This is a genomic window from Fulvivirga sp. AWR4_260, from assembly GCF_056158185.1.
On record NZ_JBSWSU010000001.1, the window covers coordinates 1,199,177 to 1,225,162 of the forward strand.

Sequence of the window (25,986 nt, forward strand, 5' to 3'; positions counted from 1 at the left end):
TATTAATCTATTGAATTGGATAGGCGGGGCGTAGATGACAGATAATGAGCATCAAATAAAAAGGCAGGTTTTTGACGTAGAGCTTTCAAATAAAGAAAATGCTTCAGAAATTCAGCAGAAGCTTGTTGATATTATAAAACTGAGGCTTTTATCTTCTATAGAGAAGATTTTTGATGAAGTCTGCCCCCCAGGGGTTGTAATTCGATTACCTAAATTAGAAATTAATTTAGGCGAGATTGATATGCATAGGCTGGAATCTGAGTTAGAATACCAGCTAAGGCAACACTTGAAAATAGAGCTTGAAAAGTCTGTAGAGGAGATAAAATATCATTCGAGACAAGGCTTTGAAATAATTCAAAGTGTACAATCCAAAGTAGAATTGATTAAGATGTTTCTCATAACGGGAGCATTACCTTGGTGGGCACCTAATTTTATAACATCACGTCAGTTCAATATATCAGACTTCATCATTGATATTTCAAAAGAATCATCTGGCGAATTTAACGAGATTTTACGTTATACTTTAAACAACCCAACAGCCCTTAATAGGATGCTGTTGCAAATTGGCGATGATGGGCTCAAAAATATTGTTAATTCAAAATTAATTGGGCTTGGTGATAGTATTATACATATTAAAACTGAGTTTGAATTAATAAAAAGTGGTCTTAGTAAGGATTTAGATTTACGCATTCAGGAAATTGAAATAGAGCTATGGAAGGAAGTATTCGAATTACTTTCTGTTGACAAACGTAAAATCATTTCTAATACTGAAATCATTAGTAGGCTCGTAAAACGGATCAGTGACCTTAAGCATTTCGATGAGGCAGAGGTTATTTATAAATTAAAAAAGGTAAGCACTTTTCATGCTCCTAAATTACCTGAAATCACTAAATATATTAAGGAGCAGCCTGCCTCCAAGGAGGAACTTAAAGAAGAGTATAAAAAGACCAAAGAAGAACAACAGTTATTAGAGCAAAGTATAGATAGGCCCTATAAATTACTTGGAAAGAATTTTACTATTGAGGAATTAAGAAGCTATTGGAGCTTAAGGTCTAACAGAGTTTATGTGCTTTCAAAGCTACCTGTTAAAGAAATTTATGAAATAGTAAGGCTTAATATGCCTAACCTTCAGGCTAGAATTATAAGGTTAGAAAAAGCTCTATCTGATGTTGTGGTACAGCGTTTTTGGAAGGAAACAGACTCTAATCACATTAAAACCACCATCGTAGAACAGGTGATGGAGCAACAGCTAAAGCTTCCTCGTCCTGTATTTAAGCCTTCTAGCATTATTGAGACGGTGCTTGAAGATTTAAGAAAGAAAGTGGACCTGCCGAAGCGCAATATTGTAGAAGTAATAAAGGAACACATTGAAGATAAAGAGTTAATAAAGGATTTGGAGGAGGTTGAAGAGCAGATTAAATCTGAGCGAAAGCCAGTTGAGAAAGGCGATCATGTAACCGTTAGAAATTTTTTATTATTTGGAATTTACCCAGAGCTTCAAAGTATACCAGTAGAAGTCTTTATTAAGGAATTTATTGAAAAAAGTGCAGCTACGTTCGAAAACATAATTTGGAAACTTTCTCCTAGACAGATGCTTAGGCTGGTGGAGCGTGTGGAAAATGAGTTGCCAGAGCCGGAAAAGACTTTTATTCATAAAAAAATAATAGAAATACGAGGAGTAGGTCCGAAGCAGCTTTCTTCGGGTAGTAAAGTTTCTTTGACAGAAGTATTAAGTGAGTGGAGTAATGTAGTATATATAGTTCAACAGTGGATTTACAACCCTGTAGTCAAAGAAAAGGTTGAGTTTACTTTTATTGAGCTGGTAAGTGGTATGATTACCACATTTGGAAGTAAGAGTGTGGCATATTTTAAGTCATTATCTTCTTCTGAAACTGTACTGTTAATCAAAAGATTAGAGTCAGAGACTCCAAACATTTCAGCTGAATCGGAGGAGTGGCTAGACCAATATGATGAAAGTTCTGTAGGTGTATCTTCTCCAAGTCCAGAGCACAAAGAAATTTCTACAGAAGATGGTGAGAGAGATGATGATGATAGTTTTACAAGTTCTAATGCTAAAGGAGAAATCTCAGAGCCTGAAGAGGACCGAATTATAGATGGTGAAACTGTAGCTGATGATTTAGATCGAGACTTGGAAGGTGGTGTAGATGATGAAGATGCTGTAAAGGATGATGAAAGATCTGAGTACGAACCTACTAAGGAGGGGAGGTCAGAAATTTCGGAAAGCGAAAAAGGGAGTGAAGGTGAGCATGCAGAGGGTGAAACTTTTGACAATTTAGGAGTTAACCAAACGCAAAAATCAGAAGATGAGGGAGAGGATATTAAGAGTGAGCTAAAGGAGCAAAATAAATTTACAGATAAAGAGCAGGATAATACGCAGCAAGAAACGCTAAAAAGGGAAAAAGAAAAAGTACTTGATTGGATAGAGAAAAGTCAGAATAATGAGTTGGAAATAGATGAGGAAGAAAAGGTAACAGTAAAGAAAAAGGATGAGGCAGTAGTAATGGAGCAGGCTTTTAATGAGCCTATTTATATTCGAAATGCCGGGTTAGTTATTTTATACCCTTTTCTTGTTCGTTATTTTGGTTTGCTAGATTTAATTGAAGAGAAAAAGCGATTTAAATCCGAAGATGCTGTTCAAAAGGCGGTTCATTTAATTCACTTTTTAGCTTATGGTACAAAAGAGGGTAAAGAGTACGAAATGACATTGAATAAAATCTTGTGTGGTATGCCTTTGCCAATACCCGTTGAAAGTAATGTTGAAATTACAGATAAGGAAATAGAAATGTCTGAAAGTTTATTGAACGGTATTATAGGTAATTGGAAAGCTTTAAAAAAATCAAGTATAGATAACCTTCGAGGATCGTTTTTGATACGAGAAGGAAGGTTGGAACAAACGGAAAAGGTTTGGGTGCTGAAAGTTGAGCAAAGGGGCTTTGATGTGTTAGTGGATCAAATTTCATGGTCTTTTAATATAGTTAAGCTTCCATGGATGGAGAAAGCTATTCATGTAGAGTGGCGATAACTTATTTGGTGGCTGAAATATTATTGAAATTGAAATTAATCACATAATTGCATAATTATTTAATAAATAAATTATAATTTGTGCTTTTCTAAATGTAATAGCACTTACTTTTGTAATTGTCTATAAGTAACATGAGGTTATAAATATGAATTTTCTAGTTAGAAAGATATTTGGTGCATACCGAGGAGAAGAGTCCAGAGTTGTATTGCTGTTTGTGTTTGGGCTAACTGTAGGTCTATTTTTGTCTTCTTTTTACTTAGGAGCCACCACATTATTTCTTGGCAATTATGACATTTCTATGCTAGCTGAAGCATTAATGCTTTCTGGTATTGTTGGTTTCTGTTTGTCGATAATTTACTCTTACCTCAATATTAGAATAGCTTTTGCCAAGCTTTCTATAATGTTCTTCTTTTTATTTGCATCAGCATTTCTATCTATTTATTACTACTACGAGCTAGAGAGGGATGAAGGTATTATAAAACTGGCCTTCATTTTAGTCATACCTGTGACTACAGTAATTCAAATGATCTTCAGGGCGCTTTATAATGCTTTATTTGATATTAGACAAGCGAAGAGATTAGGGCGGAGAATAGATCTGGGAATTGTGGTTTCTTCTGCTTCATTTTTGTTTTCAGCGCATTGGTTACTTCAAAACTTTTTTATACATATAGACAGATTTATATTCATCAGTGGTCTGTCAGGCTTTTTATGCCTTATTATTTTCGGTATAGTAATATTACAGTTTAGCAGTCTAAACGAACTTCAGGTTAGTGCGCAGTATATTGGCTATAACAATAATTTAATAAAGCTTATAAAAAACAAATACTTCTTATTACTAGGGCTATTTGTCGTTTTTTCTTCCATTAGCTTAGTTTGTATTGATTTCACCTTTTTAAAGGTTGTAGAGGATCAATACTCACAGGCGCAGAATGGTCTTTTTCAAATGGCTAATTTTCTCGCCATGACAGGAGGAGCTGTGGTAATAGCCGCCTTTATCGTCCAAGCTTTTGTTAGTAGGTGGGCACTGCAACAATATGGAATGAAGACTACCCTATTAGTATTACCATTTTTGCTATTCTTGGTTTTGGGTATTGCTTTTGGCGTAGGTAAGTATTTTGGGAGCACATCGGCTTCTAAGACATTCTTTCTCTTTTTTATAATTGTTATAGCGGGAAAAATCGTTACAGATGTTCTGAAAAAGGGGCTGCAAGATCAGGTTTTTAAATTTTACTTTTTGCCTATAAACTCACGTTTACGGTTTGATATTCAAGCTAAGGTTGAAGGGCCTGTTAGTGGTTTTGCTTTCTCTCTAGGAGGAGCTATGCTAATGGCTATTTCTCACTGGCATTTGATGGACTTTCTTTATTATCCATTTGTTATAGTGGGCGTAATTGTTTTTTGGGTGATAGTGACATTTAAAATTCACAGCGAATACCGAGAGCTGCTCGAAGAAAGTCTTGATCAACAACAAGATTTAATAAAACATGAAAAGGCCTTTTCTGATAGTTATATTATGCAACTGTCAAGGTCAATTCCTGATATAGATCACAAGCTAGTAACGCGACATTTATATGTACTAAGTATTTTGGAGCCAATTCATTATAAAAAGCTACTTATTCAGCTTCTGGATAATGAGAATGATAAAATTCAAGAGGTAGTATTAAAACAAGCTTCAGAGCTTTGTTTGTTAGATGCTATTCCTGTGCTGGAAAAAATAATGGCCAGTAAATATTACCCTGTTTTACGCACTTCCGAATTGATAAGAAAAGTTTATAATCAATTAAGAGGTGCCGAATTTAGGTTGGAAAAAATTAAATATATTGAGCAGTTAACACTATCAAAACTTACTAACGAACGTATTTACGGAGCGCTGCTTACTACGTATGCAGATGAGGAAATGAAAGGTAAGTTGCTTAATAAATTATTTAGAGATCCGAGTATTGAGGTAAGGTACCATGCCATAACGGCTGCTGCAGGCTCAGATAACTTAGAGTTGCACAATAATCTAATAGAAAAGCTAAACAGCTCCGCATATAGTAATGCCTCGATGTCCGCAATTTCTGCTACTGGAGAAATACTTTTCCATATGCTAGAAACTGCATTTTACCTTTCGGGACAAAGCCAAAAGACTCAGATAAGAATAGTTCAGATATATGGAAGGGTAGGCTCTGAAAAGGCTGTAGAGTTATTAATTAAAAAGCTTAATTACCCCAATCAAAATGTGGTGGCCGCAGTATTAGAGGCATTAAGTAAATGTGGCTATACTTTAGATGACGCAAAGTCATTACAGATAAGAACTGAATTAGAGGAGGTGTGTAATACAGCCATCTGGAATATGTCAGCGTTAATCGACTTACAGCGCGAGGGCTCATCAGACTTGCTTTACAACGCTATGGAGCGTGAAATAGATAATAACTTTGAAAATATATTTAGGTTACTGGCTCTAATTTATGACCCTAAATCCGTAGAGTTGGTGAAAACCAACATTAATAGTGGTAATGTAGAGGAAGCTGAGTTTGCATCGGAGCTACTGGATGTTTTCATAAGTGATGAAATGAAGCCGATGCTCATCCCAATTCTTAACATTACACCTTATGAAGAAAAGGTTGATCGCCTAATGTTCCTTTTCCCTACCGAGCCCATGAAGAAAAAGGAGGTGCTGGTTAACCTGGTGCAAAGAGATTATAAGTGGGTAAACCGATGGACTAAAGCTTGTGCATTAAAAGAGTTATCTCAAGATGCAGGAGTAAACGAGCAGGATTTGTTTGCGGCTAACATTGTTAATCCCGATTCTATCATGCGTGAAACAGCTACTGAAGCTATATATAATTTCTATAAGGATAATTTAGATGGCTACTACGAAAGGTTTAAAGATCAGATAAATTACATCATTACAAGCGATACTATTGAAAAGGTGATTAGAGAGCACTCGCAAAACAAAAGAGAGTTTCCTGTGATGAAATTTGATGTAATTAGCTATTTAAATAAAGTTAAGGAGTTTAGTGGAGTTTCCGGTTTGGTGCTATCAGAAATAGCGAAAAGCATGAAGGTGCTCGAATTTAAGGTAGGTGAAGTTGTAGACCAATACTCAAGCGTGAATTTGATGGATTACTTTGTAGTGTTTGAAGGTTCTGTGGCATTATATAAAAATGAGATTCATATAGCTGATTATGCGCAGCAAAATTTTGTGCACAACCTTGATTGGCTTAACGAGAGAGAAACAGGATTAACTATAAAAGCGAACGAGGACAGCATTGTGTTTAGGATAAAAAGAGAAGACCTTAATGAACTGATGTCCTTCAATGAAGAAATACCTAAATCAATACTAGATAGTATGACAAAAAAGGTAAAAACATTTGAAGAATCTCAAATGATGTTTGCTTAGGAAATAAAGTAGTTGGCGCTAAATAACTTTAAATCTTCAATTTAAACCCCTGAAATGAGTAAAAAAGAGATCAAGCTATATTGTATATATGATCCAAGGGATAACCTCTTTGATGCAGCAGAGGGGAAGAAAGGTTGGGTAGACCAGCTGGCTGACTATACTAAATATGTAGCCTCGCAAGAGCACGATTTAGTGGTAGACTTCATAAACAGCGAGGTTGATCCTGAAAGGGAAGATGGAGAACATTTACATGAGGAACCATTTTACGCTATTGTAGTAGTGTCTGATGTGGCGCTGACTAATGCTAACTGGAGAAATATGGTGGGTAATATAGCATCTTATGCATCGCATAACATAGTAAGTGTTATTAAAGAGCCTCTCAAAGACAATAATGTTCCTGCTAAATTGCACGATTTCCCTATTCTGGATTTTTATGTTATAGATCCTGCCAAGGGAGATGCTGTAAACGGTTCTGCTTTATTGAAACCACCGTTTTTGAATATGTATTTGGCTAAAGTGTTTGATTTGGTGAAGGAGATTCAGGAATATGAGAAAGAAGGAGCGCTAACAAAGCCTACAAATATATATTTAGCACTTACCAGCTATGATTTAATGCCGGCAAGAGATCAATTAAGACGACAGTTAATTCATAACGGGTATAATGTTTACCCAAAAGTTGCTTATCCTCAGGATGTTGATGATATTGAAGATGCGATACTTGAGGACTTGAAAAAATGTGAATTATCAGTACATTTGATTGGTAACTATTATGATTCAGGGGTATATGATCCGGAGCTGTCAATAACTGAGGTGCAGAATAATATAGCTGTTGATTATTATGAGAGTTTAAAGGATGATGCTTTTGATGATGAGGAGATTGACTTCGGAAGAATTGTATGGTTTTCTGATCGTGATGTTATTTTGGAAGACAAGCAAGATAAGTATGTGCGTAAGCTGAATGAAGAGGAGAGATTGCTAAATGGTGCTGAGGTTATTAGAAGTCCTTTAAAGGAGTTAAAAAACATTATTATTAAGAAACTTGACTCTTCTTTAGCCTCAGTAGTTGGGTATGAAGAGGATTTGTCCTTAACAACCGATCAGCGGTCTATATACCTAATAACTCGGGACAACAATAGTGAAATCTACGAAAATTTAAAGAGTATATTAGAAAAGCATGAATTTACTGTACTTGATGTGGATATATCTTTAGATTATGGAGATTTTATTGGGATACATAAACAAAATTTACTTAGTTGCGATGCGGTTATCATTTTAGCATCAAACTCAGATTTAATGTGGCTGAGAAGTAAAATGAATGATATCCATAAAGCATATAATTGGGGCAGAAAGAAACTCTATAAATGTGTAGCAGTGCTTAGTGAAAGCATGACCGAGCTACCAAAGGAGTCAATTTTTGATGATGTACTCTTTATTAAAAGAGAGGAAAAATATAAAGAAGGCTTGTTAAGTCCATTTTTAGAACAATTCGATTAATTATTATACTATGTCAGATACATCAGTAATCGGAGAAGCTACAACTATTGGAAGTAAAAACCCATTTCCGGGGTTACGACCGTTTAAGTTTGAAGAGAGTCATTTATTTTTTGGGAGAGAAAGCCAAGTAGATGACGTTATTGAAAAACTTGTAGATAGAAGGTTTATAGCTATAGTTGGAGCTTCGGGTGTTGGTAAGTCATCATTCATGTCTTGTGGTATTTTGCCTATACTCTTAGGTGATTATAAGACTTTTGATGCCGCTGCGTGGGAGATATATACACTGACTCCTGGCGATTCTCCTATAGATTCATTAGCAAGTGCGCTCTCTGGAGGTTATCTAGGGCAAGATAACGACCCTGGAGTAAATGAAGTAGAGAAGAATGTTAATTATAGCACGCTTTCTGAGTATGCTGATGGACTTGTTAAGGTTGTAAAAAATAAATACAAAGACTCGCAAAAGAACTACCTTTTGTTTTTAGATCAGTTTGAAGAACTATTCAGATATTCATCTGATGAATCAATAGAGCTAGGAACTGAAGATGAGGCAGCGACATTTGTAAGGCTTATTATTAATGCCATTAACCAATCGGAGATACCTATTTATATTGTTATAACTATTAGGTCTGATTTTATCGGAGATTGTGCTAACTATCCTGCCTTAACAAAAGCAATTAACGACAGTCAATTCCTTATTCCTCAGATGACACGTGAGGAAAAGCAAAGCGCCATTGTAGGTCCCGTTTCTGTAATGGGAGCTCAGATAGAAGAGCGTTTAGTGCAAGAGATTTTAAATGATATTGGTGACAATCAAGATCAGTTACCAATTATGCAGCATGCACTAATGCGTACTTGGGGATATTGGCAGCAAAACAGTGTTGGTAATGAGCCCCTAAGCCTCATGGATTATGAAGCTATAGGGCGTATGCAAAATGCTCTTTCATTGCACGCGCGTGAAGCTTATAGAGAGTTAAATGATGCCGAGAAGAAAATCTGTGAAAAGATATTTAAGACTATAACAGAAAAGGGTGACGAAGGTAGAGGAGTAAGAAGGCCTACAAAGCTCAATGAAATTGCAGAAATAGTTGGAGCCTCAGTAGAAGAAGTAGCTAAGGTAATAGAGCATTTCAGAAGACCAGGAAGAACCTTGTTATTACCTGCTGATAATGTAGAGCTTAATGAAAACACCATGATCGATATTTCTCATGAAAGTTTCATGAGAATTTGGGTTGAGCTAAATGAGTGGGTGGAAGAAGAAGCAGAGTCTGTTAAATTATATCTGAGGTTGGCTGAAGCAGCTGAAATGCATCAAGAAGGAAAAGCAGGCCTTTGGAGACCACCAGATTTACAACTTGCACTGAACTGGAAAGAAGAACAGAACCCATCATTAGCCTGGGGGCTTAGGCATCATAAGGCTTATGAAAGAACAATGTTGTTCTTAGAATATAGCCAAAAGGAATATGAACGTGAACAAAGGATACGTGAAAAACTTCAGAAACGTAGACTTGTAATAGCGCGTATTACAGCGTTGGTGCTCGGTTTAGGTATTGTTGTAGCTTTATTGTTCTTGCTATATGCAGAGCGTCAGAGAAGAGAAGCTGATATTCAAAGAGCAGAAGCTGCCAAACAAAAAGAGGTAGCAGAAGAACAAGCAGAACTGGCCAGACAAAGTGAACAAGAAGCTTTATCTCAAAAGCAGATTGCCGATATTGAAAAAGAAAGGGCTCAGCGAAATGAAAAAATAGCTAAGCAGGAGAAGGAGAAAGCTGATTTGGCAAGAAAAGAAGCGATAGCACAAACCATATTGGCAGATAGCGCTCGTAAAGTGGCATTAACTGAGGAGCAGAAGGCAAATCAATTAAGATTACTTTCTATTGCTAAATCTATGGCTATTAAATCTGTGCAGTTAGTAGACTCTACTGAAAAGGGATTAGTGGCTAAGCAAGCCTATGATTTTTATAAAGTATATGGCGGTAAAATGCATGATCCGGATATTTATGATGGCTTATATTATGCATTAAAGGGACTGAAGGAGCCTGGGTACAATAGTTTAATTGCGCATACCCAAAACGTACGTTCATTAGTTACAAGTACCACTTCAGGTTATGTATATTCTACCGGTAGTGATGGTAAAATATTACGCTGGTCAGCTTCTAATCCGCAATCTGGATTTCAGTTGATATCGGACCAGCCAGGTAGGGTAAATAGAACTTTAGCATTAAGCCCTGATAATACTTTATTAGCCGTTGGTGGTGATTTTGGTTACATAGAGGTTTATGAATTAAATCAGCCGACAAAGAAACCAAAGGTAATTAAGGTTAATGCCACTGATATTTGGTATTTAGAGTTCCTTTCTAATAACGGTCAGATGGTTTACTCTGGTTCAGACAAGAAGATTGTTTATCAAGACTATGAGTCAACGAGATTAATAGCAGAAAGTGATCAAAAAATAAACAGTATTGTTTTAAGTCCTGATAAAAGATATCTCTTATCATCAAAGAGCAATGGTGAACTGGATATGATTGATGTCAAAAACGGAAATCAATCAAGTGTATTTTATCGTGATCCTAGAAGTGTAGCATTCATTTCTGCTAACTTTAGTCATGATAGTAGATATTTAGCGGCAGGAAATGAAAATGGAGTAGTAAAAGTATGGGATTTCGCTAGTAAAAGACTGATTAATACATTAACTGGTCATACAGCTAGGGTAAATAACATTGAGTTTAGCCATGATGATAAGAGGATGGCCACCGGTAGTTTTGATAAAACTGTGCGGATTTGGAATTTGGCTAATTTATATGATGCCCCTGTTATCCTTAAAGATCACGAAGATTGGGTATGGTCAATTACATTTACGCCAAATGATAAAAACTTAATGGCAGGTTGTAGAGACTATCTCATTCGATTATGGCCGACTGATGTAAATACTATGGCTCAGAAAGTTTGTGAAAGCTTACAGCGTAACATGACAAAAGATGAATGGGACTTGTATGTGGCCGAAGATGTTCAATATCAGTCTACTTGTAAATAATAAATTGTGTTTTGACAGCAAAAATGAAAACCCATAAACCTAAATTTTATAGTTCATTTATTATTTTCTTTTTTCTCCTCACTAGCACAGTGGCTTGGGCTCAGCGCGAAGAGGCGGAAAATGCATGTGCTAAGACATTAAGAAATGCTCGAAATATTTATGATCAAGGCCGGATAGAAGAAGTTCCGGGCTTGATTAAAGACTGTCTTGAGCATGGGTTTAATGATATAGAAAGAATAGAGGCTTATAAGTTACTCATTATGTCTTACCTCTATAATGATGATAATGAGTTGGCTGAGCAAGCCATGCTTGAGTTCCTTAAAATTGAACCTGAGTATAAAATTAATACAGTGGTAGACCCTACGGAGTTTATTAACTTGTACAATATGTTTAGAACTACTCCTATTTTTTATGTTGGGGGTAAAGCTGGAGGTAATTTAAGCTTTGTAAATGTTCATCAAAACTATAGCTTAGATAATACGCAGCAGTCTCAAGGTACTTACAAGTCTAAACTCGGGTATCAGGCAGGCATTGTTTTTAATATTCCTATTAATAGCAAATGGTCTATCAGTCCTGAGCTCAATTTTATAGGTTTAAGTTATGAGTTCAGCAAAAAACAATTAGGTTACTCTGAACTTTTGTTTTCAGAAGATCAAATGTGGGGTGAACTTCCTTTGTTTTTAAGGTATACTTGGACAAAAGGGAAGTGGAGCTATTATGTACAAGCTGGTGGTTCGGTAAGTTATCTTTTAAGTGCTAAAGCTACTGTAGAAAGAACCGATAGTGTGAATATTGAAGTAGGGAACAGGAGTGTTTCGGGGCCCTCTATTGATTTAACAGATCAAAGAGAAAAGCTTAGCTATAACGCATTATTAGGAGCAGGCCTTATGATTAAAGGTTTATTAGGTAACGGTTATTTGCTAGCTGATGTGAGAGCGTCTTATGGTATTCCTAATATTGTAAACTCTGAAACCAGATATGACAATAATGAATTGCAATACCAATATTTATACCTTGACAATGATTTTAGCCTAAATGATGTATATCTTTCAATAGGATATGTGATACCTATCTATAAGCCTAAGATTGTTCAACGAAAAAAGAGAAAAGCTCTAAAGCAATAATAAGATACAAAGGCCTCGAATGAGGCCTTTTTTTATGAGTGAATCTTTCCTTTCTTTTGAAGTTCTTTTCGAATAGCATAGGTCATATCTTCCTCTATTATTTTTTGCTCGCCACGTTCATATGATTTTAGCATACAATAGTGCACTATGTTGAGCATTTCCCCGCCAGAGAGATCAATTTTGCTTAATTCTTCCATAGTGATTACTTGGTCAAGTGTAAAATCTTCCGGAATCATCTTCTCCCATAATGTTCTGCGCATATCCTCTGAAGGTGCAGGGAAGTAGATGATATTATTTATTCTTCTGTGAAAGGCAGGGTCAATGTTGGCCTTCAGGTTAGTAGCTAATATTATTAATCCAGGATATTCTTCCATCCGTTGTAGCAGGTAAGAGACTTCTTGGTTGGCGTACCTGTCGTTGCTCGATTGTGTTACTGATCTTTTTCCAAAAACAGAATCTGCCTCGTCAAAAAACAGAATCCAATTTTTGTTTTCGGCAAGATCAAAAACATTTTTAAGATTCTTTTCTGTTTCCCCTACCCACTTTGACACTAGCATAGATAAATCTATTCTATAAACATCTAGGTTATTTAGCTTACCCAGCATCATGGCAGTTAATGTTTTACCGGTGCCCGAAGGACCATAAAACATCGCCTTGTAGCCAGGTTTAACTTTACGGCCAAACTGTGCATGATTCAATACTGTTTGGCCATGCTTGAGCCAAGTGTGAATTTCATTTACTTTGTTTTCCGTATCGTAATCTAAAATTACCTCCTCAGCGTTAATTTTAGTTGTAATTAATTCTGCGGGGAAAGAAGTGCTAAAGTTAGGTTTAAAGGTTTCTCCTTGTAGCACGGCTAGAAATTCCTCTGATGGGCGAATAACGGACTGTTTCCAGCTAATTTGATGTTGTACTTCACTGTATGTTAGTAAGCCACTTGTAAATAATTTGGAAGTAGGTTGAAAGGCCTGTTTGCTTTTTAATCTTTTTTGAAGACTATTTCCGGCAAGTATATAAAAGACGGTTTCAAAGGTGGGGGAAAACGTTTGATTACTGCCAGAAATGTGACCACCATATTCAGTATAAGGACTGTTGGTGTAAGGGTTTAATAAAAGAAATGGATCAAATATTTCAGGAGTGTACTCCCACGCTAAGGCGGTGCTAAGTGCTATTCTTTCAATTAACGAAAAGTGGTAATGAAACAATAGTTGACTGTAAGCTGAGCCGGCCGCTTCAATGGATTGAATGCCGGAGTATTCCTCGCTAGCGGAATTCTCATCGTGCTTCAATATATTGAGCCGACCAATTGAGGCTATGGTGTCTTGTATTATACTTACTTCTTTCTCTATATCTTTTAATAAATCAGGAATAGAAATATTTGAAGGTAGCATATTTAAGAGTCTAGTTAGTCAATAGATTTGAACCATTCTTCGAACTTCTCTCCCAATACAGGCACCGGGGTGAACGTTCCCTTAATAGCATTGACTAGACCAACGACCCAAAGGTAGAAAACGAATAACACTCCAACTAAGAAAATGATTGTACCTATGAAGGGAATTTCACTTAAGGCACACAGTCCCAATCCACTAAGAATAAGCCCAAGTGATTGTCTGATGTGAAATGCCGTAAATGAATTCTTTTTAGAATTATTCATGATTAACGCAATAATGAAACCTAACCAAGTTATGTAAGAAATTAAGGCAGCTGTTTTGCCGTCTTCTACTTCGTAATTTTTATCCATAGTATGTTTTTTCTCATAAAGATAATGAAACAGTACATGAATACTAATTGCTCTCTAGATAATTATATATTATTCTAATACCTTACGGGCAATTACTAATTTTTGAATTTCTGATGTTCCCTCTCCAATGGTACAAAGCTTGGAATCTCTATAAAATTTTTCTGCGGGGTAATCTTTAGTATATCCGTAGCCGCCAAATATCTGTACTGCTTCTGTGGCATTTTCAACAGCCACTTCAGATGCATAATATTTAGCCATTGCAGACTCTTTTGTTACAGGTTTGCCAATATTTTTTAGGTGTGCAGCTTGATGTATTAAAAGTTTGGCCGCTTCAACTTTAGTAGCCATTTCTGCTAGCTTAAATGAAATGCCCTGAAATTTTGAAATGGGTTGATTGAATTGTTTTCTTTCTTTGGAATATTGCACTGCCACATCAAGTGCTCCTTGTGCTATACCTAAGCTAAGTGCAGCAATACTTATCCTACCTCCATCTAATATTTTCATGGCCTGTATAAAACCTTCACCTTCAGATCCTATGAGACTATCTTTATGTACTTTACAGTCTTGAAAAATTAATTCTGTGGTTTCGGAGGCTCGCATGCCTAGCTTGTTTTCTTTGCGACCTGCGCTGAAACCGGGCGTTCCTTTCTCTACAATAAAGGCACTCATGCCATGACTGTCTCCTGGCTCTCCAGTGCGTACCATTACTACGGCCACATCGCCAGATTTACCATGGGTAATGAAATTTTTAGCTCCGTTTATAATATAATAGTCTCCATCTTTGCGAGCTGTTGTTTTCATATTCCCTGAATCAGAGCCGGTATTGGGTTCGGTTAGTCCCCATGCGCCTATAAACTCTGCTGACGCCAGTTTAGGAAGGTACTTTTGCTTTTGTGCTTCACTCCCAAACTGTAAAATGTGGCCTGTACATAGCGAGTTATGCGCTGCCATAGAGAGCCCTATGGATCCATCAATTCTAGACAGCTCTACTATAGCCGTAACATACTCATGGTAGCCAAACCCTGAGCCGCCATATTCTTGTGGTACAAGGACACCCATTAACCCAAGTTTTCCCATTTTTTTGAATAGATCAACGGGGAAAATTTGATTTTCATCCCACTCCATCATATAAGGCTTAATTTCTTTTTCGGCAAAATCTTTTACCATTTGAGAAATCATGATCTGGTTTTCAGATTTTTCGAATGGGTGTGTGGTTGATGTTGTTTCCAGCGTATCCATAAGATGTGCGTTTATATTCGTTTCAATCGTTTTAATCCAATTAAATTATAAAATATAAACGAGATTAACCAAACGAATGTTAGTTTGGAATGTAATTTTTTTTCGTTTTTACTAAACCATTTGCTCATTATGATATTAAGTAATTTATAGGTTATTTTTACGTACTTAAATTTTAAACTGGAGAAATATGAAAATAGCAGTAGTCGGAACAGGCTATGTAGGATTAGTTACAGGTACTTGCTTTGCAGAGACCGGTAATAATGTAACTTGCATTGACATTGATGAAAAAAAGGTAAATAGTTTAAAAAATGGAAAGCTTACTATTTACGAACCGGGCTTAGAAGTTTTATTTGAAAGAAACACAAGCCAAGGTAGATTAGAATTTACTACTAATCTTAAAGAAGGAATTGAAGGAGCTAAAATCATCTTCTTAGCACTACCCACCCCTCCAGGTGAAGATGGTTCTGCCGATTTGAAATATATATTAAAAGTGGCAGAAGATTTAGGTCCTTTACTAAAAGACTACACTGTTATTGTTGATAAAAGTACTGTGCCTGTAGGTACATCTGAAAAGGTAAGTGCTAAAATAGCTGAAAACGCTAAAGTTGATTTTGATGTAGTTTCTAATCCTGAGTTTTTACGCGAAGGTGTGGCCGTTGATGACTTCATGAAACCAGACCGTGTGGTAATAGGTACAGAGTCTGACAAGGCTAGGAAAATAATGGATACATTATATGCTCCTTTAGTTAGACAAGGTAATCCTATCATTTTCATGGATGAGAAGTCTGCTGAGTTAACTAAATATGCTGCTAACTCATTCCTTGCTACTAAAATCACATTTATGAACGAGATAGCTAATATGTGTGAGCTATTAGGTGCAGATGTTGATGCGGTAAGAAAAGGTGTTGGTACGGATTCGCGTATTGGTAAAAGATTCTTATTCGCTGGTATTGGGTATGGCGGTAGCTGTTTCCCTAAAGATGTTCAGGCATTGGCTAAGTCTGCTAGTCAGGTAGATTATGATTTTAAAATCTTAAAATCTGTAATGTCTGTTAATGAAGAGCAAAAAACTAAGTTAGTTCCTAAAATTAAAGAATACTTCGGTGGTGATTTAAAAGGAAAAACTATCGGCTTATGGGGGCTATCTTTTAAGCCTTATACTGATGATATTAGAGAAGCGCCAGCTTTATATAATATAGAACAATTAGTAGCGGCAGGAGCTGAAGTTAAAGCTTATGATCCTGAAGGAATGGAAAATGTAAGAGGCCAAATAGGAGAGAAAATTACTTATTGTAATGATGAGTATTCTGCTATTAATGGAGCTGATGCATTATTGATTGCTACTGAGTGGCCTGTTTTCAGAACTCCTGATTTTGATAAAGTTTCTAAACTTCTAAAAAATAAGGTGATCTTTGATGGTAGAAATCTTTACGATTTAGATAATATGAAGGAGCTAGGCTTCACTTACGTAAGTATTGGAAGAGAACAAATCAATGGATAAAAAGACAGTATTAATAACGGGAGCGGCAGGTTTTCTGGGCTCCCACTTATGCGATAGGTTTATTAAGGAAGGCTTTAGAGTTATTGGTATGGATAACCTTATAACCGGAAACCTTAAAAACATAGAGCATTTATTCCCAGATAGCAATTTTGAGTTTCATCATCATGATGTTTCTAACTATGTGCACGTATCTGGCGAGTTAGATTACATTCTTCATTTTGCTTCTCCAGCTAGTCCTATTGATTATTTGAAGATACCGATTCAAACATTGAAGGTAGGTTCTTTAGGTACTCACAACCTATTGGGGTTAGCGAAGGCTAAAAAAGCCAGAATGCTAATAGCATCCACTTCTGAAGTTTATGGTGACCCCATGGTTCACCCACAAACGGAAGACTACTACGGTAACGTAAACCCTATTGGGCCAAGAGGTGTATATGATGAGGCTAAACGCTTCCAAGAGGCTATGACTATGGCTTATCATACTTATCATGGGGTAGAGACTAGGATAGTACGTATTTTCAATACTTATGGTCCTCGTATGCGCTTGAACGATGGTAGAGTATTACCTGCGTTCATCGGGCAGGCATTAAGAGGAGAAGATCTCACTGTATTTGGTGATGGATCTCAAACAAGATCATTCTGCTATGTAGATGATTTAATTGAAGGTATCTACAGATTATTATTTTCTGATTACGCATACCCTGTTAATGTAGGTAACCCAGATGAGATTACTATTAAGGAGTTTGCCGATGAAATTATAAAGCTTACAGGTACTGATCAAAAAGTCACTTATAAGCCATTGCCAAAAGATGATCCGATGCAAAGACAGCCGGAAATAAGCAAAGCAAGAGAAATTTTAGGTTGGGAGCCTAAGGTTAATCGTGCAGACGGACTAAAAATAACTTACGATTATTTCAAAACTCTTTCAGAGGAAGAGCTTTTCGCTAAAGAGCACAAAGAGTTTGACGAATACATTAAAAAGTAAAATGTTAACAAACGCTCTTCAGTTTCTTCAGAATTTAAAGGCCAATAATAATAAAGACTGGATGCAGGAAAACAAACCTGCATACCAGCAGGCCAAAGAAGAATATCTTCAAATTATTCAGTCAGTCATAGATGTGCTTTCTACAGTGGACGAAGGTCTAATTGGCCTCACTGCTAAAGAATCCGTGTTCAGAATAAATAGAGATATTAGGTTTTCAAAAGATAAAGCTCCTTATAAATTAAATTTTGGAGCGTTCATTTGTGAGGGTGGCCGTAAATCTGGCAATGCCGGATATTATTTTCACTTACAGCCTGGAGGCAATTCCTTTTTAGCGGGCGGAGTGTATGGGCCTAGCAAAGAAAGGCTCGATAAAATAAGGCAAGAGATTGATTATAACCCAGAGGAGTTAAAAGAGATCACTTCTGACAAAACCTTTAAAGCGTATTTTGACAGAATACAAGGCGACTCTTTGAAGCGGCCTCCTAAAGGTTATGACGCTGATCATCCTAATATCGATCTAATAAAGCTTAAGAGCTTTATGGTGTTAACTCATTTTGATGATAAGACCATAGAGGGTTGGAAAGACATTGACAGCATTGTGGAGGTGTTTAAAGAGATTAAGCCTTTTAATGATTATTTAAATGTGGCAATGAGTTAATTTAATTCTTTGCCATTTTTAATTGTCCCAATCAAAGTAATCATCTTCTTTGAGCTCTACTTCTTCTTTCTCTTCTTTACCCTTATTTTTAAAAGCGTCTTTTAATTCTTGGGCTTCCTTTTTAATGTCATTCACTATTTTCTTTTTTACCCTGTTCTTATCGTAGAGAATTACATAATCAGAAGTGTTGCCTATAATTTTTAAGTATAACATAGTGCGTCCCTGATCATCTTGTTCAATTGCACCAAAAGCCTCATCCTTGTCCACTCTTCTTTTGTTATTTAGAGGAGCCGCAATTCTGTAATCAATATTCTGATCAAAGGTATGTGTGCCACTAATCATAATGTCAGTAACATTAGAGCTTACTTCCATTTCTGGCAGATAGATTTTTTTGTTTTCTATATGGATGTCATTTCGTAGTTCACTAAACCTCAGGCGATCTAACTTTTCGTGGTCTAAATACTTGCTCAGCTTTTGCATAGGCTCAAAGTTATTTAACTCACCGCCTTCTATACGTGTGCTGATGTTACTGGTTAATGAATTAGGGTAAAGGTGAAGCTCATTATTAAAGGTCATTTCCGCTGCAACAGTGGCAAATATTTTTCCTTTTAGGTGTCTGGCCTGAAGGAAGTCTTGATTGAAATCTTCAAAAAGGTAGAAAATACTGTCTACATTAATATTTGTAAGGTCAAATTCTGTATTTACTTTAACTAAGTTATTGTAGCTAGCATCTACTTTTCCTGAAATAGAAATATCACCACCTATCGCTTTAAATTTGATTTTGTCAGATTGAGCAACTTTATTTTTAACTTTTAAATTGCCGCTAAGATTACTTGGATGAAAGCGCCTAAACTTTAAATGATCGATGTTACAATTGAAGTTAAGCACTAGCCTAGGCGAAATATTAAAAGTATATTTTGCATTAGGGTTTTGGTTAGGGTTGGCCGCGAGCAATTCATCCAAATCTATGGTGGCAGCATCCAAATCAGCTTCTATGCCTACGGGTTCATCTTCAAATAAAAGGTAGGCAATAATGTTCTTGAAAAATCCATTAAGTAAAAAATCGCTATTGCCAAGTTTTCCCCTCACATCACTTAATGCTAAGTTATTGTTATTGAAAAGGAGGTTGCCACTTAAATTTGAAAGTGGTAATGGATAAGAGGCGAGGTGGAGCGACAAGTTATTGAGGTTGATGTCTCCCGTAGTTTTAAACTTTTGAGTAGTAGCTTTTTGTTTCAAATCGCTCGTGTGCCCTTCAAAGCTAATGTTAGCATCCAATAAACCACTGCCTGATTTTATATTGTCAGATTGGTAAAACTTGAATATGGAATGAATGTCTAGTTGACCTGCAAAATTTCCTTTAATGTAAGGCTTATTAAAATTGTTGATCATTAAGTTGGCAGTAAAACTCTTGTTTTCTAATGTGCCACTTATGTCTTCAAGCGTTAGGCTACCATTGTTAATATGATCGATCTGTGGGGCATGAAAGTATCCTTTTAAATCTGCATTAGTGATTTTTATGTTATTTTCCGGATGCAGTAGCTCTGCTTTCTTTAGTCCAAAATCGATATTAAGAGCAGGAGATGCTTTTTCGGAGATAATGCCATTCAGGTTCAAGTTAAAGTATATTTCGCCTTCACTTTCATACTTTTTTAAAGTAGAGGTTTTCTCTTCTGGCAACAATGACCATAATGTTTGAATGTTGGTGTCATTGCCTTTAAAATTGATGTTAATGTAGTTTTCGTTAAGAAAGGTGTATTTGCCATCTATAGAGAATTTCGATCCCTTAATGGCTATTTCTGAAGGAGATATTTGTAAGTCTTTGATTTCATCGTTATAAATAAACTTAGAGTCTATTTTAAGGTCTTTGTTTTCGAGCCACATTCTATTTTGTACAAGCAAATATTGTAAGTATACATCTCCGTCAGTTTCTACGTGGTACGTTTTGCCTTCTGCTTGCAGCTTGGCTAAAGTTTTTTTTGTTTGAAGCTCTAGGTTTACGTTTTTGTAATCATTGGTATAAGTAAATGTAGTTTCGTCCAGTTCTATTTTAGATAACGAGAGTTTTACTTTTTGATCATCAGTTGCATTCTGTGGCTTGTTAACAATGTTGTAATTGATCTCACCATTCGAATCCATTTTTAGATGAATGGTTCCTTTTGATATATGAATTTCCTCCACGGTGAAGTCACCCTTAAAGATGGCTATAGGATTAAAAGTGAAATCCAGTTTTTCTGCCTGTAAAAGCGGGTATGTGCTTGTGGGGTAGCTCTCTTCTACATAAACATTGTGGAACGTAAGTGAAATCTGTGGAAAGTTTTTGAATGAGGAGACAGTAATTTTATCTACATGAACTGGGGTATTGATGTTTTTATTAGCCTCTCGAATAAACTGTGCTATGAGCTCATCTTTATAAAGGTAGGTGATAATCGTTACTGCAGAGACCAGTGTAATGATTATTAAACATAATACTAGGAATGTTTTCCTAACGATCTTTTTTAGGCTCAATTGAATTGTTGATTTATATTATCGCCAAAAGGCATATGAAACTACATGTTTAGGCAATAAACATCAAACAGAGTGCCATTAAGTAAAAAATATTATTGTTTTTTGATTTAATAATTTGTGAATTTAAAAAACTATACTACATTTGCATTCCCATTCACAAACGGTGAAGATAAAGGGCGCTTAGCTCAGCTGGTTCAGAGCATCTCGTTTACACCGAGGGGGTCGGGGGTTCGAATCCCTCAGCGCCCACAAAAGCCAACAAACAACGTTTGTTGGCTTTTTTATTTTGTAAGAAATTACAAAAAAGTATTCTTCATATCTCTCTTTAATGCAATTGTCTTCATTTTTTCTGTCTTATGCGTAAGGTGCAGGCTACTAGTGATATAGCTACATTACCTAGTGTTGTAATAAATATAAAACCATTTCTTTTATAGCTTTTTAGACGTATCGGGTGGATTATTAATTTATCGTTAAATAACTGTATTTGGTAAAAACGCCTTTTGAATATCGAATATATTGTGTAGGTTGGCACCATCGTGTACATTGTACACAGAAAAATATTTTTACCCTATATAAAATTATTAAATATGCATAAAGCACTGTTTGCAGAACCCTTCCAGAATGGAAATTTTGAAGGATTGATAAAGCGCTAAAACCTTCTAATGTAAACTTGCTAACACCAACCAACTTCGTAAATTTTTTTTCAACTATAACCCCTAATAATTATTACTTATGAAATACTTAATTACGCTAATATGTTTGATGTGCGTTTCAAATATATATAGTCAAAGCAGTGTGTCCGTTAACACTGATCAAACGGTATCCATTAATGGGAATAAATTTTTTCCTATTAGTGTATATGTCCAATCAGATTATACAGGAATTAAAAACATGGGAGTGAATACGGCTTCCAGACCATTTTGCGTTAATGATGGTGCTTTTAATTCGATAGAAAGTAATCAGCTTTATTGTCATTACACGGCCGGCCCGGGTTGTGATTATGAAAATGCTACAGCCATTAAAAATAGAAATGCAAGCCCCTTTACGCAGAGCATCAATAAGGTGAAAAACTCAAATTATATATTTGGGTATGGATTACCAGATGAGCCGAAGTCTGCAACCAATCTAAGTGCTGCAGATGCAGAGTGGGCTTACAATGTGTATAAGGCTGCAGACCCCAATCACCCTGTTTTCTTAACAGAGTATTCTAGTGATATTAGTGCTTACAAAAATGCTGCTGATATATTCTTAAATGACCTGTATCCTTATAATAATATTTCTAACCCATTATACAGCATTAAGACTAAGCTCAAAAATATGCAGGCTCAGGTGGCGCCAAAACCTGTTTGGCTTATAATTCAGACGGGAAGTCAGTTTGGTATGCCTACCAATGAGCAAATAAGAGCAGAAACCTATTTATCAATAGCATTAGGCTCTACAGGTCTGATATTCTATTCTTATGATGTAGAAGATGCGGGTGGCGTAAACAATATTAAAAAGGATGGTGACTTAAGTTTTATGACCAACCTTATTTCTGAGTTAAAGGATTTTTCTCCTGTTTTTTTAGGCGCCAAGAATAATAGTCTGTCATATAACTCCGATGATGTGGATGCTATATTGAAAGACTATAATGGTAAGTCTTATCTTATAGCTGTTAATAAGAGTTCTAGCGCTAAGAGTATTACATTTTCTTTAAATGGGTTTTCAAACGCTACAGCTAAGGCCGTTGGGCTTGCTTCGGCAGGTAGTAGCAGAGTAGGTCAAACAAAAGCTATATCATCAGGCTCTCTTTCAGATACACTGCAGGGACTTGAGGTGGTGATCTATGAAATAAGTCAGAACCAGTGTACTGTGCCAGCGCAGCCAGGTGCTATATCTGGTAGTGCAAATGTGACTGCAGGTACTAGTCAAAGCTACTCAGTAGGAACTGTAAGCGGAGCTACATCTTATACTTGGACTTTGCCTTCAGGCTGGTCTGGTAGTTCTACATCGTCTACTATTAATGTTACCGCTGGAAATGAAGGTGGAACAATTTCTGTAAAAGCCAGCAATTCTTGCGGTGCTAGTGCTGCATCTACTTTTAATGTGGCCGTAGTTGGAGGTGAAGCTAATTTGGCGCTTGATAAGCCAGTTACTGCTTCTACCATAGAAAGTGCAGAGCTAGATGTTACAAAGGCCGTAGACGGAAATTATGACTCTCGTTGGGCGAGTGCCGAAACTGATGATGAATGGATTTACGTGGATTTAGGAAATACTTATGATATCAATAGAGTAAAAATTAGTTGGGAAGTAGCGTATGGTAAAGATTACCTTATTCAGACTTCTAATGATGCGATTTCTTGGACTACCATTAAGGCAGTGAGTGGCAACACTTCTCTGAGCAATGATTTTTCTGGCTTGACAGGTACAGGAAGGTATGTAAGGATGTATGGAACAGCAAGAGGTACTATTTATGGTTATTCTATTTATGAATTAGAGGTTTATGGTAGCCCTGTAGATGAAATTGATGCTGATGCAGCTACTCTATATCTTCACTGCTCTTATGATGGAACTTCTGCAGTTATAACAGAGGGAAGCTATCACCTGAGTGATTTTACTTATTTGGGAGGAGGGACTTACTTCTTGTCAAGTTTAAAAATTAAAGACGGATATCAGGTTACTTTATATAGCAATGCTGATTTTTCAGGTGAAACGTTGGTGTTAAATGCTGATAATTTATGTTTAGTAGATGAAGGCTGGAATGATAAAGCTGCGTCATTGGTCGTTTCCAAAATTAGTAGACAATCAGGAGCGTTGGAGTTGGTGTCAGGTTCAAAAGAAAATAATGAATTAGTGGCGGTTTCAGCTTTTAAAGTTTACCCTAACCCTGCAGAGCAGTCAGTTAGTATAGATTTTAAAGGAAATAAAGCCTCAGTTAAAATAATTGATACTTTAGGTAATGAAGTGCTTTCTATAAACGATGTAGAAAGAAAGCAAACGCTTGATATTTCGGCTTTGAAAACTGGTGTTTATTTCATTCAAATAACACAAGATGAGCAGAGTGAAACCATGAGAATGATCGTGAAATAGATTTATTCTATATTTTTTAGAAAGGCCATTCCTAATAGGGGTGGCCTTTTTTTCTTGTGTAACTTCTTTAAGGAATTAGGTTCAGGTCATTTTAAGTTGAGGTGAGTGTTTGCGTTTTGGGAACGGTTAATCTCTAAGTGTTGTTTGAAAAATGTAACTTTGAAGTATGCAGTCATCAGAAAGCCTAAAAGATTTATATATTAGAAAGTTTGGCAATTCTCCTGAAGAGCTAAATAATAATATAGGACATTTCAATGTATTTGAAATAGAACCATTCACAGGCAAGCCTATTGGTAAGTTGCCTTATCAGAAGCGAGATTTTTATAAAATAACCGTGCTTACCGGTAATAGCCAGATTGAATTTGCAGATAAAACTATCTCAGTGCCAAAGCAGGCTCTTGTTTTTTCTAACCCCTTTATTCCATAACGGTGGGAGCATAATGATCGTATTCATACAGGGCATTATGCTTTTTTTAATGAGGAGTTCTTTTTTCAGTATGGTAAACTCTCCAAATATCCGGTTTTTAAGCCTGGTGGTGAGCATGTTTTTGAGCTTACGGATAAGCAATATGAATGGGTGTTGTCTATTTTTCAAAAAATGCATGAAGAAATTGACTCAGAATATGACTTTAAATATGACTTACTGCGTGCATTCGCTCAGGAGCTAATACATTTTGCTCTAAAATTAAACCCTTCTAAGTCAGTGGAAGGCAAGGTTGCAGGTGCATCTCACAGAATAGCTTCCATGTTTGTAGAGTTATTAGAAAGGCAGTTTCCTATTGATGAATTGCATCCGGAAATGCGCTTAAGAAAAGCTTCAGATTTTGCAGAGCGGTTAAACGTTCATACCAATCACTTAAATCGAGCGGTAAAAAATGTGGTCGGAAAAACTACCACGCAGCTCATTAACGAACGAATTTTGCAAGAGGCTAAGGTGCTTTTAAGACAAACAGACTGGCAAGTGGCTCAGATTGCTTATGCTTTGGGCTATACCGAGCCGACTCACTTTAATAATTTTTTCAAAAAACATGTAGAGCAAAATCCTACTACTTTTCGCAATGTTTGATTATCGTAAGTTATTGTTTCTTTTTCATTATTTGGGCAGTATGGGCTGAAGGTAACTTTGTTTCATAATTTAAATCAAATAATTATGGAAGCAAGAAAACTCGGAAGTCAAGGACTGGAAGTGTCAATGTTAGGGCTTGGCTGTATGGGAATGAGCTTTGGCTATGGAGGTAATCATGATAAAAAGGAGATGATTGCACTTATCCGTCAAGCTGTGGAGATGGGTGTTACCTTTTTTGATACCGCTGAAGTTTATGGGCCTTATATAAATGAAGAACTAGTTGGTGAAGCGTTGGCTCCTTTTAAAAATGAAGTGGCTATTGCAACAAAATTTGGTTTCAAAAACGCAAAGCCTAATGAAGGATTTGATAGCCGCCCAGAAAATATAAGAAGTATGGTAGATGCTTCTTTAAAAATATTGCAGGTGGAGTCTATTGATTTACTTTATCAGCATAGAGTGGATCCCAACGTGCCGATGGAAGATGTGGCAGGAACAGTAAAAGAACTGATAGCTGCAGGAAAGGTAAAATACTTTGGTTTATCAGAGGCAGGCGAAAGTAGCATTAGAAAGGCGCACGCAGTTCAGCCTGTTACCGCACTGCAAAGTGAGTATTCACTTTGGTGGCGTGAGCCAGAACAAAAGACCTTTGCGGCCTTACAAGAGCTGGGTATTGGTTTTGTGCCATTTAGCCCCTTAGGAAAAGGGTTTCTTACCGGGAAAATTAATGAAAATACTGTATTTGATGACCATGACTTTCGTAAGGGCATTCCTAGGTTTTCTGAAGAAGCTATAAAAGCTAACAAAGCGTTAGTGATGCTTCTTGAAAACATTGCGAGAGAAAAAGGCTGTAGCACAGCGCAGTTGGCTATAGCGTGGATTTTAGCTCAAAAGCCTTGGATTGTACCTATTCCTGGCACTACCAAAGCGCATAGGTTGGAGGAAAATATAGCAGCAGTGCAAATTGGGCTTACTGATAATGATCTTCAACGTATTGAAGATGCTGCGGCAGAAGTAGAGATCATAGGACACAGATATCCCGAAAGCAGTCAGAAAATGGTTGATAATTCTTAATAATCGATCGTCAATAGGGTAAACTTTTAAGGCGAGCCTACTCAAGGCTTGTAACATTTATTAAAAATCAC

Annotated in this window: 16 protein-coding genes and 1 tRNA gene; 13 read left to right on the forward strand and 4 right to left on the reverse strand. The window is 36.4% G+C overall.

The annotated features are described in order from the left end of the window. The first annotated feature begins 34 nt into the window (after positions 1-34). The 5 genes from ACXACQ_RS05115 (at position 35) to ACXACQ_RS05135 (ending at position 12,077) form a co-directional block, all read left to right on the forward strand. The gene (locus ACXACQ_RS05115) at positions 35-3,043 is read left to right on the forward strand and encodes a contractile injection system tape measure protein (RefSeq protein ID WP_474974856.1); all 3,009 of its coding nucleotides are present in this window, start codon (positions 35-37) and stop codon (positions 3,041-3,043) included. Between the two features lie 145 nt (positions 3,044-3,188). Then, positions 3,189-6,428 (forward strand): hypothetical protein, encoded by a 3,240-nt coding sequence (locus tag ACXACQ_RS05120; RefSeq protein WP_474974857.1) that lies wholly within the window; start codon positions 3,189-3,191, stop codon positions 6,426-6,428. 54 nt (positions 6,429-6,482) lie between these two features. Further along, positions 6,483-7,922 (forward strand): hypothetical protein, encoded by a 1,440-nt coding sequence (locus tag ACXACQ_RS05125; RefSeq protein WP_474974858.1) that lies wholly within the window; start codon positions 6,483-6,485, stop codon positions 7,920-7,922. 10 nt (positions 7,923-7,932) lie between these two features. After that, entirely contained in the window at positions 7,933-10,953 is a 3,021-nt protein-coding gene (locus ACXACQ_RS05130; RefSeq protein ID WP_474974859.1) for an nSTAND1 domain-containing NTPase, read from the forward strand. 23 nt (positions 10,954-10,976) lie between these two features. After that, positions 10,977-12,077, forward strand: a complete 1,101-nt coding sequence (locus ACXACQ_RS05135) for a porin family protein (RefSeq protein ID WP_474974860.1) — start codon at positions 10,977-10,979, stop codon at positions 12,075-12,077. A gap of 32 nt (positions 12,078-12,109) precedes the next feature. Here ACXACQ_RS05135 and ACXACQ_RS05140 read toward each other — a convergent pair whose 3' ends face one another. The 3 genes from ACXACQ_RS05140 to ACXACQ_RS05150 form a co-directional block, all read right to left on the reverse strand. Beyond that, positions 12,110-13,468 carry an ATP-binding protein gene (locus tag ACXACQ_RS05140; protein WP_474974861.1) on the reverse strand — a complete coding sequence of 453 codons (1,359 nt, stop codon included), beginning with the start codon at positions 13,466-13,468 and terminating at the stop codon, positions 12,110-12,112. A gap of 14 nt (positions 13,469-13,482) precedes the next feature. Then, complete coding sequence (locus ACXACQ_RS05145) at positions 13,483-13,818, reverse strand: DUF4870 domain-containing protein (RefSeq protein WP_474974862.1); 336 nt, start codon at positions 13,816-13,818, stop codon at positions 13,483-13,485. 69 nt (positions 13,819-13,887) lie between these two features. Continuing rightward, positions 13,888-15,057: an acyl-CoA dehydrogenase gene (locus ACXACQ_RS05150; protein WP_474974863.1), complete on the reverse strand. Its 1,170-nt coding sequence runs from the start codon at positions 15,055-15,057 to the stop codon at positions 13,888-13,890. Positions 15,058-15,244: 187 nt separating this feature from the next. Here ACXACQ_RS05150 and ACXACQ_RS05155 point away from each other — a divergent pair, with 187 nt between their 5' ends. The 3 genes from ACXACQ_RS05155 to ACXACQ_RS05165 are packed head-to-tail and all read left to right on the forward strand — an operon-like array spanning position 15,245 to position 18,201. Beyond that, complete coding sequence (locus ACXACQ_RS05155; RefSeq protein ID WP_474974864.1) at positions 15,245-16,558, forward strand: UDP-glucose dehydrogenase family protein; 1,314 nt, start codon at positions 15,245-15,247, stop codon at positions 16,556-16,558. Then, on the forward strand, positions 16,551-17,543 hold the full coding sequence (locus ACXACQ_RS05160; RefSeq protein ID WP_474974865.1) for a UDP-glucuronic acid decarboxylase family protein: 993 nt from the start codon (positions 16,551-16,553) through the stop codon (positions 17,541-17,543). Before ACXACQ_RS05155 ends, ACXACQ_RS05160 begins: the two co-directional genes overlap by 8 nt. A 1-nt stretch (position 17,544) precedes the next feature. Next, positions 17,545-18,201 carry a DUF2461 domain-containing protein gene (locus ACXACQ_RS05165; protein ID WP_474974866.1) on the forward strand — a complete coding sequence of 219 codons (657 nt, stop codon included), beginning with the start codon at positions 17,545-17,547 and terminating at the stop codon, positions 18,199-18,201. A gap of 18 nt (positions 18,202-18,219) precedes the next feature. On the opposite strand, the gene ACXACQ_RS05170 is transcribed toward ACXACQ_RS05165, so the two are convergent. Continuing rightward, complete coding sequence (locus tag ACXACQ_RS05170) at positions 18,220-20,709, reverse strand: hypothetical protein (protein ID WP_474974867.1); 2,490 nt, start codon at positions 20,707-20,709, stop codon at positions 18,220-18,222. 174 nt (positions 20,710-20,883) lie between these two features. On the opposite strand from ACXACQ_RS05170, the gene ACXACQ_RS05175 reads away from it, so the two are divergent. The 5 genes from ACXACQ_RS05175 (at position 20,884) to ACXACQ_RS05195 (ending at position 25,915) form a co-directional block, all read left to right on the forward strand. Continuing rightward, a tRNA-Val gene (locus tag ACXACQ_RS05175) sits at positions 20,884-20,958 on the forward strand. 483 nt (positions 20,959-21,441) lie between these two features. Continuing rightward, positions 21,442-23,778, forward strand: a complete 2,337-nt coding sequence (locus ACXACQ_RS05180; RefSeq protein WP_474974868.1) for a discoidin domain-containing protein — start codon at positions 21,442-21,444, stop codon at positions 23,776-23,778. 166 nt (positions 23,779-23,944) lie between these two features. Beyond that, a complete protein-coding gene (locus ACXACQ_RS05185) occupies positions 23,945-24,205 on the forward strand; it encodes a hypothetical protein (RefSeq protein WP_474974869.1) in 261 nt (86 codons plus the stop codon). A 171-nt stretch (positions 24,206-24,376) separates the two neighbouring features. Beyond that, positions 24,377-24,844 (forward strand): helix-turn-helix domain-containing protein, encoded by a 468-nt coding sequence (locus tag ACXACQ_RS05190; protein ID WP_474974870.1) that lies wholly within the window; start codon positions 24,377-24,379, stop codon positions 24,842-24,844. An 84-nt stretch (positions 24,845-24,928) separates the two neighbouring features. Continuing rightward, complete coding sequence (locus tag ACXACQ_RS05195) at positions 24,929-25,915, forward strand: aldo/keto reductase (RefSeq protein ID WP_474974871.1); 987 nt, start codon at positions 24,929-24,931, stop codon at positions 25,913-25,915. The last annotated feature ends 71 nt before the right edge of the window (positions 25,916-25,986 follow it).